Below are 15,752 nucleotides of genomic sequence, written 5' to 3'. Positions count from 1 at the left end.
TAGGATAAATTCCTCTACTCCATAAACTGCCATGAGACAAGCTTAAACAATTCAGACCTAGTCTTACCCGTAAACACTAGATACAGGTCACGTGTCCCTTCTGCTCCGCTAACCTCCGTCTTTAACTCCATCTGTTTTTCCGTCCCATTCGCAGCGGGAACCAGCAGTTCGCCAATTAATAGACCTGCCGGATCGTCCAGATGCAGTTCAATGGTCCCGCCGCCCTCTAAGCTTATGACAGAAGCACTAAATGCCACGGCACCTTTATTGAAATCTACCCCTGATAACCCAATCCAGTCACCATTGTCAATTCCTGATACTCTTCTTTCTCCCAAGGCTGCGCCAGTTTCCGTATTTACGCCTGCACTCCACCCTATCGTTTCCGCTTGTATACGTTGATAAGGGCTTAAGAATTTGATTTGCTGCACACCTTTATAGTCCGCTTCAATATTTTGAATGGAACCATCCTCGTTATGGATAAGACGGTTGAGGTGTGTCGAACGGTAGCCGTTCGCAATTCCCTGTGCTTTGGACAAGGTTTGTGCGTGATAGGCGATGTACCATACATCATGAAATTCAAAAATCGCATGATGGTTATTGCCTGACACTCCGAAAAAATATCCCGGATTCTTTAATATCGTCTCATGATATGTCCAGGGACCCATCGGTTTGTCGCTCGTCATATATGCAATCTCTCCAGCAGGAGGACTACCCTCCGGACGTTCCCCATCATAGAAATTCGAACAGTAGGTATAATAGTAGACTCCTTCCCGCTTATGTATGCCGGCATCCTCGAACATGAACGGGGCAGGAATAACCTCAGCAGTACCCACTACGCTGGTCATGTCATCTCCAAGCTTCATCACCCGTGCTGTACCTGGTTCCGCGTATTCTTCCTCCGGAACTCCGCCTCCGAAATAGATGTAACCCTTGCCGTCATCATCAACCAGAACCGCCGGGTCAAAAAGCCAAGTGACGTCCTCAACTCCCGGAGTTGAACGCAAAATGAGTGCCTCACCGATAGGGTCAACCCATGGTCCCACCGGGCTGTCACTCGACAGAACGCCAATGCCGCTTGCATTATTGGCGAAATACAGAAAGAATGTATCCTTGCCGTCGATCACCTTATGGACCGCTGCAGGCGCCCATGATTGGGTAGCCCACTTAGCCGCCCCGTCCGGTCCTGCAACCGCAATCTCGCCATGATCGGTCCAGTTGACCAAATCACTGGAGGAAATTACCGCAATTTTATTGATACTGCTGTAAGTGTTTTCCTTTACCACGCCGTTCCCGTCGTACTCCAGCGCGTCATTGGTCATGTACAGATAGACTCGGTCTCCGAATATCAGGGCATACGGGTCGGCCCCATATCTATTCGCAACCACGGGATTACCATTAGATGGAACCTTTCCGATTGCTTGATTCAATTGAAATGTCATTTGATTTCCTCCATTTTTTTAAATTTTTGAACTTCATTAGGCCAAGGGTTCTATTGAACAGTCTAAGTGTTCGGATCATATTTATCCCTTTGGTGTAAATGTATAGGAGCACCCGGCTTGTCCTGTGAACGAAACGGGGACAAGGCCGGGAGCATCTAAGCGACAAGGGCCAGAAACTGTACAAGTCACAACCGCTTCAGTAACAAGCCCCTCTTCCCAGGCAAAATCGAGGGTATATCCTCCCCTTGCCCGCAGCCCCTTGACGCTTCCCTCGCCCCAGCTTTGCGGCAATGCTGGTAACAGCTTGATTCCTTCGGCGTGGCTTTGCAGCAGCATCTCGGCAATCCCCGCCGTTCCTCCAAAGTTACCGTCAATCTGAAACGGAGGGTGGTTGTCAAACAGGTTAGGCAGCGTTGAATGCTGTAAAAGAGATCGGACATTGGCATAGGCCTTGTCCTGATCCTTCAATCTGGCCCAAAAGTTAATAATCCAGGCCCGGCTCCAGCCGGTGTGACCACCGCCGTTCGCAAGCCTTCGTTCCAGTGTTCTACGCGCAGCTTCAGCCAATTCCGGTGTATGCTCCAAGCTGAAAGCGTCGCCGGGATAAAGCGCAAAAAGATGAGAGATGTGGCGATGTCCCGGCTCCAGCTCTTCATAATCCTCCATCCATTCTTGTATCTGGCCATACTTTCCAATTTGTGGTTTGGGAAGACGCTCCAGAGCGGCAGCTAGTTCTTCGCGAAACGCCTCGTCCACGCCGATAATCTCAGTACTGCGGATGCAGGCACCAAACAGCGCTTCTATAATTTGAAAATCCATCGAAGCCCCAACACAGAGCACTCCAGACTCACCGTTAGGTAACTTGTAGGTATTCTCTGGAGAGACGGAAGGGCAGGTAATCAGTCGGCCTTCCGCATCTTCTATTAAATAATCAAGCAGGAACTGTGCCGCCTCCTTCATCGTCTCATACGCCTTTGCCAGGAAATAACGGTCCTGACTGAACCGATAATGCTCCCATAAATGCAGGCACAGCCAGGCGGCACCCAACGGCCAAAAGGAAGCTGGCAAGTAGGTATCCTGCGGCGCCGTGTCTGCCCAGATATCCGTATTGTGATGCGCCGTGAATCCCCGACAACCGTACATGACCCTGGCCGTGACCCTCCCCGGTTCCTTCATCCGCTCAACCAGATCAAACAAAGGCTCATGGCATTCAGCCAGGTTGCAGATTTCTACAGGCCAATAATTCATTTGCGCATTGATATTAATCGTGAACTTACTGTCCCATGCCGGAGTAAAGCTATCATTCCAGATACCCTGCAAATTTGCGGGCAAGGAGCCTTGACGGCTGGAAGAAATCAGCAGATAACGGCCATACTGGAAATAGGTCACAATCAGACCATTATCCTCCTCCCCCTTTTGAAACCGTTTCAGCCGCTCGTCAGTCGGCAGTCCACTCTGGTTTGGATTCTCTGGTAGCATCAGCTTAACCCGTCCATACAGCCCACGGTAATCTGCGGTATGCCGAGCCAGCAGCTCTTCATAAGGAACCTGGCTCAGTTCTTCCAGCCGTCTTTTGGCGTAGAGGTCCGGATCGGAATGGCGGAACGAGGTTCCTGCAGCAAGCAGCAGCGTAACTGAGCTTGCCCCATCCACAAGCAAATACTCGCCGACGGTTCGGCAGAGACCATCTTCTGTGACTGCCTTCAAGACAGCGGCAAAGGTGCTGCCCCCTTTGCCTCCGCAATCACCGTTCATAATCAGACCGTTATTCAACCATTTTTTTGTTTTCTCCAGATATCGCCAGTTATTGCGGGTAAACCTCGCCTTTAAGGATATTCCATCCTTATTGTCGGTGGAAATTCGTATGACAATGGCCTGATCCGGATAGCTAGCAAACATTTCGCGGCTATAACTCACATCCCCGATTCGGTACTTAATTCGGGAAACACCTTGCTCCAAATCCAGCTCTCTCCTATAGTCTTCAGCAGACTGCTCATGGTCGCCAAAGGATAGCAGTAATTCGCCCAGTGGCAAATAATGCCGCTGCGCTTCAGGCAGTCCCGCCATCGACATCGCTGCCAGTTCTTCTGCCTCCCTAAGCCTTCCCTCTATAATCAGCTTACGAATTTCGGGTAAATGAGGCAGAGCATCCTCATTATTGCGGTCACGCGGACCGCCGTACCACACGGAATCCTCATTTAGCTGCAGTTTCTCTTCGGCCGTACCTCCAAAAATCATGGCACCGAGCCGCCCGTTTCCTATCGGCAAAGCCTCGTTCCACTCTTCCGCAGGTTGGTTGTACCACAATCGCTGCCTGTATCCCGTGTTTATCATAATGGTATACTCCTTTAATCTTCTACTATCTCTTACATCAAAATATGCCGTATGTTATTCCAGAGTAAATGAAGCCAGATTGGCACCACCATTACCGGTATACGTAAAATACAGAGCTTGTACACCGTCTAGTAAAGCCAGATCAGTAGAGTATTCCTTCCAGATATTCGTAAAGCCTACCGGTATCCGTCCGAGTACCGGTCCATCCCATGATGTTTTGACTTCAAACTCACCCTGACAATATCCGTGCACCTTGATTTTGACTTTGGTGATTCCCTCGCATGCGAAATATTTAAAACCGGCGGTAGCCGAATCCGTCATATTAGCGATATAGCCAATTTCCTCGTCGCCATCCCTGCCGCCCTGGGTAATCTTCGGAAACCGGCTGTCCATCCATGCTCCGGTAGGGCCAAAGCCTCCCGTATACATTTCCTGATCTTTGCAGAACAAATGGCAGGCCAGGTATGCCGGATATTCTCCCCGGCCCTCCAGTGGTCCTCCGTTCGAACCGCAGGAGGTAATCTCCACCTGGGGAATAGTGCCATCCTCGCGGAATTCGATTCGCTCGATACATCCCTGCCGGCAGAATGCCGTTCCATTGGTGTGCCTATGATAAAAGATGTACCATTCACCATTAATTTCAACAATGCTGCCATGGTTATTGCCGCCATAATACATCGGTTGGTCCGCCGGCTTGTACGTATCAATGTGAAGATCGCAATTGCTTACAATGACTCCTTGATAGGTGAAGTCTCTGGTCGGATGCTGGCTGGTCGCATAGCACAGTTCATGCATGGAAATCGAGGAATAGATAAGGTAATAGGTATCTCCCTTTTTACGGATGGAAGGGGCCTCGAAGAACTCATATCCTTCGAAGCCACTCCCCTCGCTGTAAGGCTTACTCGGTGCAACAAATACAGGCTCTTCGATAATCGTGAGCATATCCGGTCCAAGCACCGTTGCCATTGCGCCGTGTCTAGATTTATCCCCGAAGGAACAGAATCCGGTGTAAAGATAGGTGTTCTCACCTTCAGTCATCACACCTGGGTCAAACTGCGGCTCGTCACCTTCTCTTTCCCCCAAGCGTGTTCCATCGCCATATTTTACATATCCGTAGAACTCATACTTACCACCCGGCTTGTCGCAGACAGCCACCGATACTACGGGAACCTTGTCTAGCACATAGTAGAGATAGTACCGCCCATCCGGTCCAACGGTGACATCAGGAGCATAAAGACACATGCTTCCATCACGATTAAGCGGATCATCCGTAGTCTCATAGATTACACCCTCATAACGCCAATCTCCCAGATTGTCCTCCGGCGCAGACCAGCAGGCATAGTCATTCAAGCAAAAAGCATGTCCGTTAAAACGGTCATGTGAGCCATACACATAAACTCTTCCTTCGAAAACATATGGTTCACCGTCAGGGATATATTCCCAAGACGGGAGATATGGATTTAATCCTTGTTTTTTTATCATCGAATTTTCACCTTTGTCATGATTAATTTTTGCTTCACGGTTTGTCCCTTACAGTATAGTGAAGCGGCCTACCGAAGTCCATGACATATAACCACTTAACATTGATCTATTCTTAGATCATAGGTGATTTTCCGCGAATGAATTACGGTGCGGAAGAACCTGGTCCGAAACACCTATAAATTTCAAAGTAAACGCTTTAATTTCTACACTTCTAGTTATGTTATACTTTGGCAAAATTATATCCATTCGAGGATTGTTAAGAATTTCTTTAATAAAGGCTCCTTTTATACGGGAGAATACTGAAACCTTTTCCGGGAGAACGGAATGTCGGAAGATGTAATCCGATGTGGGACCCGGTGACCAAGCTGATCAAATTCATCCTGAAACTCCTTTCAGTGATCCCTTCTACGATCTTCCGCATTTCAATGAATTATTTACCCTGCAGACGGATGAACAGGACAACGATTTCTGGGAAGTAGCCGCATTTCGTCAAGCTGTTCTGGGATACACCGCTGCGCACCGGGGTCCGCCGATATTACGACAACTGTCTAAACTTCTTCAGCTTGCTGGCTCCCCCCTGTGTTAGGCTAGTTGTCATAGACCTCTATAATTAATAGAGTTAGAATAGAAGTTCTAGCGGAGGAGTAAATCTATGGCAAGGTTTAACGAAGAATTTAAATACTCAATAGTTACAAGAATGATGCCGCCGAAGAATGAATCGGTTCAAACAATAGCAAGGGAAACGGGACTTACAGAAGCTACATTATACAATTGGAAGAAGAATGCTAAATCAAAAGGAATGGCTGTTCCTGGTGGAGAGACAGAATCAGAACGTTGGAGCACACAGGACAAGTTTTCCATTGTTGTTGAGACTGCAACGCTTAGTGAAATTGAACTAGCAGGATACTGCCGCAGTAAAGGTCTGTCTGTTGAACAAATCCAAGCTTGGCGTAATGCTTGTATGCAAGCCAATGGCAGTGTCGCGGAAGAAGTAAATCCAGTTCTAAACCAATCTCTACACATTGTGAAACGGGTCCAAATCAAGTTTGGATGTGGGATATTACATGGATGCTCGGGCCGGCTAAAGGTATCTATATAGTAGAAGAATTATTGCGTGGGATGTATCTACTTCCTTCAATTGCTCGGCGGTAATTTCGCCGCTCTTGAATTTTATCTAGCATCTTTCAACGCGTGGGGTCGAAGGAAGCTACCAACGATATCATATCTAAATGGTGTAACAGTTAGCTTTTTAGGTTCGGTTTGAGTGCTCATATACTAATCTTGAAAAGATATCCTGATTTATATCTTCTATCTGAACGATAAACTCTAAAGATATATTTAAATGATACAGTTTCTACAATTATATGTATCTTTCATTCCTCTAAGAAAGTATTTTAAATTAATAGGTCCATGAATGACTAGCTTAAGATGATCTCATCAAGTGGCTGAAACATGAACGGCACCCCATTCATGTAGGCTCTCAATATCGCTTGTGCATAGGGTTGCTCTTCGATCAGACCTTCAGTCTCGAGCGCAATCTCAGCATGGAAGCTGTATGCCTCGATGATCGACATGATGAAGAAGCACTCCAATTTCGGGATGAAGTTCTCGTCCATTTTTCTGATCTGCTCATACCCCTTTATGAAAAGCTCTCTCTGGGGAGGAAGTAACCCCATGATAGACTGGGCCATGTCATAGAGATGATAGCCAAAACCACACCTACCAGAATCGATGGCATACGGTTCGTCGTTGCGAAAAACGACATTGCCATTGTGTAAGTCTGCATGAATCATTCCATAATTACTTCCATCTGGTTCCAACCTTTCGAGATGACTTGCCACTTTAGCTGCAGCCGTGGTGTATAACTCAAAGGCTTCATCTGAAATGAAATGCCGGTAATGACTCTGCAAATGCTCCCAGTCCCGTTGAAAGCTCTCTCTACCCCAAGAAGAGCGCGTAAAACCTTTGTATGGACAAAAATCGGAGCTTGCCTCGTGAAGTTGCGTCATCAGTGTACCCATTTTTCGGATGCTCTCAACCTTAAGCACCCTTTTATCCAAGTGCTCACCCTCGATCCATCTCAACAAGGTCGCATAATATCGTTGCCCGCCGCCTGTAGAAGTATCTGTGACGAAAGCCCCTTCCCGGTTCAGCACGGCTTCAGGCACGACAAGATCCTTAGACCTGAGAGTCGCCAACCATTCCAGTTCGGATACGGTTTCCTCTCGCGACTTGCTCATTGGGAATGCGGAGCAAGAACTTCTCTCCATCACCGCTCTCTATGCGGAAGGTAACATGCTCAGATACTTGGATAAAGTGAATGGAGCTCTAGTCAACCTCATATTCATGCAAAGCGTTAAGCGCCGCTTGTTTCGTTTTCTTCAATGTAAGACTCCGATTTATATCGCTATCGATTGGAAAGTTGTTGTTCATAATAAATCCCCTTTTTAACGTTCTCTTATCATGTAACAAACAAGAATCCTGCCTTCGCGGTAAATTATTGAGACTTATCAGAACACAGAAATTATGCGCAGTCTCGTGACGTATTTAGTCAGCTATTGTTTCTCCATTCAATGTAAACCATTGATGAAGCGTTACATTATCCTGCCCGTTCGTATAGTTGAATAGTATCTATAAATAAATAATCATTGCTTATAAAGTGATTTTATGATGTTTGCTGATCTTTTACTAAACTGCTTATATAATTTTAACTAATTTCATATTCAAAATAATGAGTTCTTCCAATGATTATGGAAATATTACTCTAAGTCTATGTGTTTAACTCTTAGCGAATAATGATAATTGCATGCGCAGACTTTTTTTATCAACCTTATCCACGGCAGTTCTAGGGAGAGTAGCGAGCATAAATATCTTAGTCGGCCATTTATACCGTGCAAGGCTAGGTTCACAAAACGACCACAACTGTTCCAGTTCTAAGCTACCGTCGTCTCGCAGAACTATACAAGCCACGAGTTCTTCTCCTTCGATGGGTAGTGGAAGTCCAATAACAGCCACTTCCGCTACCTGTTCATTGGCCAAGATCACTTGTTCCACTTCAGGACAGAACACGTTAGAACCACCTACGATGACCATATCCTTCAGACGGTCTAATACATATAGATAACCGTCAGCATCCAGACAACCCCCGTCGCCTGTTCGAATCCACCCTTCGCTCGTTATTGTTTCACAAGAAGTCTCTGGTTGGCGCCAATACCCTAACATCGTTTGAGCACCGCGAACAACGATTTCACCAGGCTCATTTTCTACTGCTTCCCGTCCCTCAGCGGTGATAACTCGAACCTGAAAGGCATGTTCTCCCTGAGCGGATAGGTCGGCTGGACGACCTACAGATCGCAGACGAATCGGATCATCTACATGATGTATGGGTAGCATTCGACTGATCGCCATCCCACATTCCGCTTGAGAATAGTTGTTGACGATCAACGCTCCTGGGAACTGTGCAATCGCACTCTCTAGAGTAGCCGGTGAGATGACGGAGCCACCACAACCAATTATCTTGAGGCTTTGCAAATCTCTACCAGTAGCGGAAACCTCTCTGGTCAGGTCACGAAGCATTTGTCCGACTGTGCTGAGGTGCGTAATCTGTTCGCGTTCCACAGCCTCAACTATACGCTGAACGTTAGCCGGATATTCGTCGAGAAAAACCAGACATCCCCCAGCTGCCATGGTCGCCCACAGTTGAAATTGCCCAACTAGGTGCGATAGGTTAAGAACTAGCACTCGACGACCAATATCATATCCGAACCCAGCGGAAGGAGTAAAATGATTCCAAGCTGCCATTCCACGATGTGAATGCATTACACCCTTCGGTCTGCCTGTCGTTCCTCCTGTATAAATAAGTACGGCTATATCATCAATTTTACGGTCATACATGCCAATTGGTAGTGATGCAAAATCCTTTTGCAAAAGAGATCTTAACGAATTAGAACTCGAACCTTCTTCAGTGTTATACAGTGTCGGAGAGCTCGAGAGAAGTTTTACAGCAGAGTAAGCGGTTTCGGCGTGGCGATTGTCATGGATTAGGAAGTTCGGTTCAGCGTCATCAAGAATAGCTGCAATTTCTGCAGGGCTTAGCAACGGTGAAATAGCAGTTGGTATAACACCAATCCCAACCGCAGCATAGAGCGCAACAACCATCTGGGGATCAGGATCCCCGAGAATAGCAAGTCGATCTCCTGGCCGGAGACCCTCAACATAGAGGGCAATTCCGAGCTTTTCAGCGAGACGATGAAGCTCCCCATAAGTAATAGTCTGCCCATTTCGTAAAAGTGCTGGTGCATCAGAAAACAAACTTGCTGCTAATGGTAACCGTTCGAATAGAAACAAATCATTACCCCCTTAATTCGGTATGAAAACTAGTATTATTGAGAGTGTACCATATTGTTGGAAATAATAGGTATAACACTTTTGAATTACCTTTATTAGATCACCTAATAAATCACTGAACTAATCTCCCGTTACCTCAATGAGAAAAGCAGGCTACCTTAGCGCCTGCTCATCAAAGTGTATTATTTAACTATCGTTACCCGTTAGCCATGCATGCAGCGCAAGCGCCACACCACAGATGATGAAAATGGTTAGAATCCGTCAATACTGCTACTATGGCTGGGATATTCATAAGGATAACATTACCGCATGTATTCTAACGTCTAATGGAAAGCACAGGTATATTTTTGAAAACCACTCCAGATATCCGCTCTCCATCGCTAAATCACCACTTCAAAAATTCCTTGATATGAGCAGTCAGTTTTTTCGCCGCTTTGCTATGAGTGACCTGGGACGGGTGAAAGTCGGCTGCGTATCCGTCAGCTGCCAGCTGCACATCAAACTTCATTGAGGTAATACTGCTATCGCCTGTTTCATGTGTATAGTGCTTTATTGCTTGCTTAACAAAAGGATACAGCCTATCCCCCATGATACCCAGAGTACACAGAATTGGAGTATGGGGATTGTTGCGTCTGACCATTTTCAGAAATTCAACATATTTCTGAGTATATTCCATCTGCTTGCCGGTATCCTCTTTAGTGTATGAATCGTCGTTCGTTCCAAGATTAATGACGATCAGACCGGGCACAAACTTATTGAAATCCCATGGTAGGTCTTGGGGCAGCAGAGTGTCGTCAAATTTCCCGTCAGACTTACCCACTTTGTCATAGTAATTCGGAAGAAGATGCGTGGTAAGCTTGTGGTCATTTTCCGTGTAGCCTGTAATGATGCCATATCCGCTGTACGAAACCATGCTATAGTCAGCATTGAGCTGCTGCGCTGTTAGGTAAGCATAGGTTTTCGTAACATCTTCTGTAGCTGTGGAGAAAGAATGCAGTTCATGCTCATCATCGACTCCATAACCGCAAGTAATGGAATCACCGATGAATTCAATTGTATGTAATTTTGGCGGGGTTGGCATAATGCCATCTGCAGCATCGACAGCAATCTCTTGAATCCCAACCGTTGACATCGCCGCCTCTGAGAGTTTTATGAGCCTTATGGTGACGTTCTGCGCAGTATCACTTTCAAATACAGTATACGATTTCAACGATTTATCCACTTGATCGTCAATAATCCGTTTTCCATTTACATTAATGCCAATCCGGGTCAGATTATCACCCGTTGTTGCAATGGAATCTCCCTTTATTGTGATCTCCGCTTTCGTCCCATAGAATGAAAATTCTATACCACCGCCTGAGAGAGCCAGCCACAGCACATCGTTGTAATAGTGGGTCCGCCCGATGCTTTTCACATGTTTATCCGTTGCTTTAAATACTTGAGTTTTTAGGGACATAATGAACCTTCCTTCGCAGCTTGTATATCAGTTAGAATAACAAAGGTACTTTCTGTTTTCAATAAGTCTATCAATTCTGCTCGTATCATCTCGTCTAATAAGTTGTATGATAAGATATATGTTGAAGCATCTTCACATAATACAAGGAGGACACCCATGGACATTCCGAGAGGCACCTACGGCTTTCGGTTCGCTGAAGATAAGGAGCTGCAGCTGTGCGTATTATTTGCGGCTGGTTATGATTCTATCACCGATCCCTCTTACCTCTGGGATGGGCTGGAGCGGAACGATGGGCCTCTTCTGTTGTTCCAATACACCATATCTGGTGAAGGTGTGTTTGAGTCGGAGAACCGGACTCACCGAGTCACTGCCGGACAGGCTTTTCTTGCTGAAATTCCCGGACCCCACCGCTATTACTACCACCCAGAATCAAAAGAACCTTGGGAATTCCTGTTCCTACTGTTCCGACCCAACCTGATTCTGCCCCATTGGCGAAAATTCCTACGTGAAGCGGGGGAAGTCCCCCATTTGCCCGCAGACTGTGCGCCAGTCCGGCTGTCGCGGATGATTGTGGTCGATGCGGGAGCAGGCAGAATCTCAGATCCGCTGATCGCGTCGTCTTGTGTCTATCAGTTCGTGACGGAACTGGCCAGAAAGCAGGTCACAACTCTACGGGACAGGGAAAAATGGTCAGAGAACGTAAGGCGTGCCGCCGAATTTATAGAGCACAACTTTTCTCGGATGATCAGTATCGATCAGCTTTCTGAGCATGTCTCCCTGTCCAAATACCACCTGATCCGCCGGTTTTCAGCTAGTACGGGCCTAACACCCGGCGCTTATTTGACACGCGTGCGCATTGAGAAGGCCATGGAACTGCTACGGGGAACCAGCCTTAGCATTGAAGCTATTGCCGAGCGGATTGGCTACTCCAGCGGAAGTTATTTTATTAAAGCTTTCCGCAGCTTGACCGGGCTTACACCGGGAGACTTCCGCAGCGGGGACGAAAGCCTTGCCTACCGCAAGTTGTTTTTCGATTAACCGCAATATTGTGCTATCACTCCGTTAAGATTACTATAGATATTGCTAATCTCCTTTATTATGATGAACATGGCAAGAGCAATAATTAATCAATAAAGGAGCATTACAATGAATCATAAGCTTATAGCACCAACTCCGCCGCTTGGCTGGAACAGTTGGGATTGCTACGGTGCGGCCGTAGCAGAAGACGAAATCCGCGGCAATGCTGAATACATGGCAGCACATCTCAAAGGCTTCGGCTGGAGCTACATTACCGTCGATATTCAATGGTACGAGCCCTTTGCGAATTCTTCACAATACCGTCCATTCGTTCCGCTGGTGATGGATGAATATTCCCGGCTTATGCCTGCCGAGAACCGGTTTCCTTCCGCAGCCGGCGGTCGTGGCTTCAAGCCATTAGCCGATTATGTCCATAGTCTTGGACTGCAATTCGGCATTCATATTATGCGAGGCATTCCGCGGCAAGCCGCTCACGCCGCTACCCCTATCATAGGTACAGCCGTGACAGCACGCGATATTGCGCATACGAACTCCATCTGTCCATGGAACACGGATATGTACGGCGTAGATGCGTCTAAGGAAGGGGCTCAGTCCTACTACGATTCTCTTTTTAAATTGTATGCAGAGTGGGGTGTCGACCTGGTGAAGGTAGACGACATCGCTGCTTCCAGGCTGTACGACACCCATCAGCCGGAGATAACCCTGATCTCCAAGGCGATCGAGCGCTGTGGCCGGCCCATGGTGCTGAGCCTTTCTCCTGGTCCCGCTCCGGTGGAATACGCAGAGTTCTTTACCGAACATGCCAACATGTGGCGGGTTACGGACGACTTCTGGGATCTGTGGCCGCTGCTACTAGATATGTTCGACCGCTGCCGGAAATGGCAAGGCGTGCCCCATGCCGGCTGCTGGCCGGACTGCGACATGCTGCCCCTCGGTCACCTCGGCATCCGCTCGGTGGATGGCGGCGGAGCGGACCGCTGGACCCGGTTCACTCGTGATGAGCAGCTGACGATGATGTCGCTCTGGAGCATCTTCCGCTCGCCGCTTATTTTTGGTGGTGAACTGCGGGACAACGATGACTGGACACTTTCGTTGCTTACCAACCGCGAGGTTCTGCGCATGCACCGGGAGAGCCACGGAGCCAGGGAAGCCCTCTGCCAGGGAGACCTCATCGTCTGGACAGCCGAACACTCCGATGGCACCCGCTATGCTGCCGTATTCAACGTTGGCGAGAACCCGTTACTGCTGGATCTAGCCATTGAGCAAATCGGCCTGACCGGCATTACCGGAGGCACAGAACTGTGGAGCGGAGCGCCAGCCGAATTAAAAGCAGGATCGCTGCAGGCCACTGTACCACCACACGGTGTACGCCTCTATCGGTTCTTCTAAAAGTACAACAATAAAAAGAGATCTGTTGTAATAAGACAGATCCCTTTTTATTTGTGATGAATAATTAAAACTACTAATTTGAAGAACAACAAATCTGAATCTAGTTTAGTGTTGACATCCATTTCTTATTCATAAAATTTATGAGAAACGGAAACCAAAAAAAAGTTTTGCCGTTCCTCTACTTTAATATTGTCTAGTTAGCTTACTAACTTCAAGCCTACTGCAGATCCAAGCACCATGGCAATAAACACAATTCTCAGGACATTTCTTGGTTCACCATAAAAAATCATACCGAGAATAGCTCCTCCCGATGCACCTATTCCTGTCCATACGGCGTATGCTGTCCCCATCGGCAGAGTTGCCATTGCAAAGGACAAGAACAAAAAGCTTAAGCCGAATCCTGCAACTAACAATAGGAATGAGACCAAGTTACGGTCTTTGTTCAACTTATTAATCATAAGGACTCCGAACATTTCAAATATCCCCGCTAAAATTAGAAATACCCAATCCATGAATTATGCCTCCTCCTTTTTTTTCTCTTTGCTTAATATTTTTAGACCAATGACACCCAGTAGTAGCACTGCAACGAGCGTCATTTTTTCAATTTGGATAGGAGAACCAAATAGAATAATTTCGGCAAAAACAGTACCAGTTGTACCTAATCCAACGAAAACGGCGTATACAGTTCCCACAGGCAGGAATCGAGAAGCCCTAATCATCAAAGTAAAACTTATAATGATGGCGATCACTGTAGCTCCCCATTCTAGAATCCCACTGGCATGTTTCAATCCAATGACCCATCCCACCTCAAATACCGCTGCAATAATGACAGACAACCACGTTTTGTTCATTTTTTCCACACTCCTCTACAGAATTACGCTACATGTAGTATTTATTAAATGTAGCAAAAATATAAAAAAGCCTGAGAAACAAACTGTTTCTCAACAGTTTATCTCCCAGGCTTTTATCCCTCCGTGACACAACCTATAGGTTGTGAGTTTTCTCTCGGACCAGCCGATATAGATATCGCGGAACCCTAGAAAACATTTATTATTCAATTCTCATAAAAATTATACACATTTTTTAAAAATTTTCAACTCCTGTTGCAGAACACCCAGTGACCATAAACCTAATTCATAAAAAATTGAAGGTACAACTACCGCGTCGGGAAACTACTTCATGGATCGCTGAAATAATGTTCGCCGTTATCTGAATATCATTTAAGAGAAAATGTTATATGAGTGTTTTGGTCATTATAAAATCTGTTTGTTCTTCATCACCCATATAGAAAGAGTGGGCTCCTGTTTGAACAAAGTCTATTTTTTTATAAAAGGTAATTGCACTCTCATTTTTTTCCCAAACCCCCAGCCAGATCTTCTCTTTATTCCGTACTATCGCTATTTCTATAGCTTTATTTATTAGATATTTACCAAGCCCCTGTTTATGAAGTTTTTTCCTTATATAAATCCTCTCGATTTCAAGCGAATCATTACCCATCATTTCAGTTTGAACTTCATAGGTGTTTAGCTTTAAATACCCGGCAATTTCCTCATTAGAATAAATAAAATAGAATTCCGAAGATATATTTGATAATTCTTTTTCTAATTGTTTTAAGTTAAATGCTTTTTCCAAGTAGGCTTTCATATTTTTAGGTGAATTTTGAATCTTAAACGTCTCATTAAATGTTTCAACACTAATTTCTTGAAGTAATCCTAGATCTTCAAATGTGCACTTTTTTATATTTATAGTCATTTTATCTGTCCTCCTTTTTCTAAATCAATAATTTCTCCTGTTTCCCTTTTTTACAAACTCCCAGTCTTTTTCCACATTTCCCCTGATCCGTTGCAGCAGGTTAAAAATCGTTTCTACTTCACTTTCGGAGAATCCAGATAGTGCGACCATATTGGAATAATCGTTTTCCCTTTTTATAAAAGGGTAAACAGTCATCCCTTTCTCTGTAGGAAATAGTTTTTTAATTTTCTGGTTATATTGATCATCATACTTTTCAATAAATCCATTAATTTCCAGTTTCTTTATAGCACGAGCAGCTGTTGTTCGGTCTATCTTTATCATTTCAGCTAACTTCTCTTGAATAATTCCTGAATTTTCACATATTCGTACGAGGTACAAGTACTGTCCTTTTGTAAGATCATATTTTTTAAATTCTATATTACTTATAGAATCCAATGCCCTAGCAATCATCCCAACCTCACGTAGAATTTCCTTCATAATTGCAACTCCACTAATATTGTATTTTTAAACGTCGT

The 15,752-nt window shown here is 45.7% G+C and carries 13 protein-coding genes and 1 riboswitch; of the genes, 3 read left to right on the top strand and 10 right to left on the bottom strand.

What is annotated here, in order from left to right:
- Positions 1 to 14: 14 nt before the first annotated feature.
- From LPB68_RS18770 to LPB68_RS18760, 3 genes are all read right to left on the bottom strand, one after another.
- Positions 15 to 1,439: a glycoside hydrolase family 43 protein gene (locus tag LPB68_RS18770; protein ID WP_068656143.1), complete on the bottom strand. Its 1,425-nt coding sequence runs from the start codon at positions 1,437 to 1,439 to the stop codon at positions 15 to 17.
- A gap of 81 nt (positions 1,440 to 1,520) precedes the next feature.
- Positions 1,521 to 3,773 carry a glycoside hydrolase family 95 protein gene (locus LPB68_RS18765; RefSeq protein WP_068656145.1) on the bottom strand — a complete coding sequence of 751 codons (2,253 nt, stop codon included), beginning with the start codon at positions 3,771 to 3,773 and terminating at the stop codon, positions 1,521 to 1,523.
- A 54-nt stretch (positions 3,774 to 3,827) separates the two neighbouring features.
- Positions 3,828 to 5,255 carry a family 43 glycosylhydrolase gene (locus LPB68_RS18760; RefSeq protein ID WP_198402119.1) on the bottom strand — a complete coding sequence of 476 codons (1,428 nt, stop codon included), beginning with the start codon at positions 5,253 to 5,255 and terminating at the stop codon, positions 3,828 to 3,830.
- Positions 5,256 to 5,907: 652 nt separating this feature from the next.
- Between LPB68_RS18760 and LPB68_RS18750 the strand changes: the two genes are divergently transcribed.
- On the top strand, positions 5,908 to 6,354 hold the full coding sequence (locus LPB68_RS18750) for a transposase (protein ID WP_082865612.1): 447 nt from the start codon (positions 5,908 to 5,910) through the stop codon (positions 6,352 to 6,354).
- 319 nt (positions 6,355 to 6,673) lie between these two features.
- Here the strand turns inward: LPB68_RS18750 and LPB68_RS18745 are convergent, their stop codons facing one another.
- The 3 genes from LPB68_RS18745 to LPB68_RS18735 form a co-directional block, all read right to left on the bottom strand.
- On the bottom strand, positions 6,674 to 7,525 hold the full coding sequence (locus tag LPB68_RS18745; RefSeq protein WP_082865613.1) for a phosphotransferase enzyme family protein: 852 nt from the start codon (positions 7,523 to 7,525) through the stop codon (positions 6,674 to 6,676).
- Positions 7,526 to 8,033: 508 nt separating this feature from the next.
- Positions 8,034 to 9,602, bottom strand: a complete 1,569-nt coding sequence (locus LPB68_RS18740) for a class I adenylate-forming enzyme family protein (protein ID WP_068656151.1) — start codon at positions 9,600 to 9,602, stop codon at positions 8,034 to 8,036.
- Positions 9,603 to 9,987: 385 nt separating this feature from the next.
- Complete coding sequence (locus tag LPB68_RS18735; protein ID WP_068656153.1) at positions 9,988 to 11,058, bottom strand: SGNH/GDSL hydrolase family protein; 1,071 nt, start codon at positions 11,056 to 11,058, stop codon at positions 9,988 to 9,990.
- A gap of 156 nt (positions 11,059 to 11,214) precedes the next feature.
- On the opposite strand from LPB68_RS18735, the gene LPB68_RS18730 reads away from it, so the two are divergent.
- Positions 11,215 to 12,096, top strand: coding sequence for a helix-turn-helix domain-containing protein (locus LPB68_RS18730; RefSeq protein ID WP_068656155.1), 882 nt, complete (start codon positions 11,215 to 11,217; stop codon positions 12,094 to 12,096).
- A 108-nt stretch (positions 12,097 to 12,204) separates the two neighbouring features.
- On the top strand, positions 12,205 to 13,485 hold the full coding sequence (locus LPB68_RS18725; protein WP_068656157.1) for a glycoside hydrolase family 27 protein: 1,281 nt from the start codon (positions 12,205 to 12,207) through the stop codon (positions 13,483 to 13,485).
- Between the two features lie 197 nt (positions 13,486 to 13,682).
- On the opposite strand, the gene LPB68_RS18720 is transcribed toward LPB68_RS18725, so the two are convergent.
- The 4 genes from LPB68_RS18720 to LPB68_RS18705 all read right to left on the bottom strand — a co-directional run bounded on the left by LPB68_RS18720 (position 13,683) and on the right by LPB68_RS18705 (position 15,714).
- A complete protein-coding gene (locus tag LPB68_RS18720; RefSeq protein WP_068656159.1) occupies positions 13,683 to 13,997 on the bottom strand; it encodes a DMT family transporter in 315 nt (104 codons plus the stop codon).
- Between the two features lie 3 nt (positions 13,998 to 14,000).
- The gene (locus LPB68_RS18715; RefSeq protein WP_068656161.1) at positions 14,001 to 14,336 is read right to left on the bottom strand and encodes a DMT family transporter; all 336 of its coding nucleotides are present in this window, start codon (positions 14,334 to 14,336) and stop codon (positions 14,001 to 14,003) included.
- Between the two features lie 100 nt (positions 14,337 to 14,436).
- A riboswitch (guanidine-I (ykkC/yxkD leader) is annotated at positions 14,437 to 14,536 on the bottom strand.
- Between the two features lie 182 nt (positions 14,537 to 14,718).
- Positions 14,719 to 15,237 carry a spermidine/spermine N(1)-acetyltransferase gene (gene paiA / locus LPB68_RS18710; protein WP_068656163.1) on the bottom strand — a complete coding sequence of 173 codons (519 nt, stop codon included), beginning with the start codon at positions 15,235 to 15,237 and terminating at the stop codon, positions 14,719 to 14,721.
- A gap of 24 nt (positions 15,238 to 15,261) precedes the next feature.
- A complete protein-coding gene (locus tag LPB68_RS18705; RefSeq protein WP_068656165.1) occupies positions 15,262 to 15,714 on the bottom strand; it encodes a MarR family winged helix-turn-helix transcriptional regulator in 453 nt (150 codons plus the stop codon).
- Positions 15,715 to 15,752: the final 38 nt, after the last annotated feature.

Source organism: Paenibacillus crassostreae (genome assembly GCF_001857945.1).
In the GTDB taxonomy this organism is placed as follows: domain Bacteria; phylum Bacillota; class Bacilli; order Paenibacillales; family Paenibacillaceae; genus Paenibacillus_AQ; species Paenibacillus_AQ crassostreae.
Note: the sequence above shows the minus strand (reverse complement) of the source record. Positions and strands in the feature narration are given on the sequence as shown.

Bases quoted from the DNA above. Each gene is read 5' to 3' on its own strand.
- LPB68_RS18715 (WP_068656161.1), bottom strand. From the start codon at position 14,336: ATGAACAAAACGTGGTTGTCTGTCATTATTGCAGCGGTATTTGAGGTG.
- LPB68_RS18705 (WP_068656165.1), bottom strand. From the start codon at position 15,714: ATGAAGGAAATTCTACGTGAGGTTGGGATGATTGCTAGGGCATTGGAT.
- LPB68_RS18750 (WP_082865612.1), top strand. From the start codon at position 5,908: ATGGCAAGGTTTAACGAAGAATTTAAATACTCAATAGTTACAAGAATG.
- LPB68_RS18735 (WP_068656153.1), bottom strand. From the start codon at position 11,058: ATGTCCCTAAAAACTCAAGTATTTAAAGCAACGGATAAACATGTGAAA.
- LPB68_RS18730 (WP_068656155.1), top strand. From the start codon at position 11,215: ATGGACATTCCGAGAGGCACCTACGGCTTTCGGTTCGCTGAAGATAAG.
- LPB68_RS18720 (WP_068656159.1), bottom strand. From the start codon at position 13,997: ATGGATTGGGTATTTCTAATTTTAGCGGGGATATTTGAAATGTTCGGA.
- paiA (WP_068656163.1), bottom strand. From the start codon at position 15,237: ATGACTATAAATATAAAAAAGTGCACATTTGAAGATCTAGGATTACTT.
- LPB68_RS18770 (WP_068656143.1), bottom strand. From the start codon at position 1,439: ATGACATTTCAATTGAATCAAGCAATCGGAAAGGTTCCATCTAATGGT.
- LPB68_RS18725 (WP_068656157.1), top strand. From the start codon at position 12,205: ATGAATCATAAGCTTATAGCACCAACTCCGCCGCTTGGCTGGAACAGT.
- LPB68_RS18760 (WP_198402119.1), bottom strand. From the start codon at position 5,255: ATGATAAAAAAACAAGGATTAAATCCATATCTCCCGTCTTGGGAATAT.
- LPB68_RS18765 (WP_068656145.1), bottom strand. From the start codon at position 3,773: ATGATAAACACGGGATACAGGCAGCGATTGTGGTACAACCAACCTGCG.
- LPB68_RS18745 (WP_082865613.1), bottom strand. From the start codon at position 7,525: ATGGAGAGAAGTTCTTGCTCCGCATTCCCAATGAGCAAGTCGCGAGAG.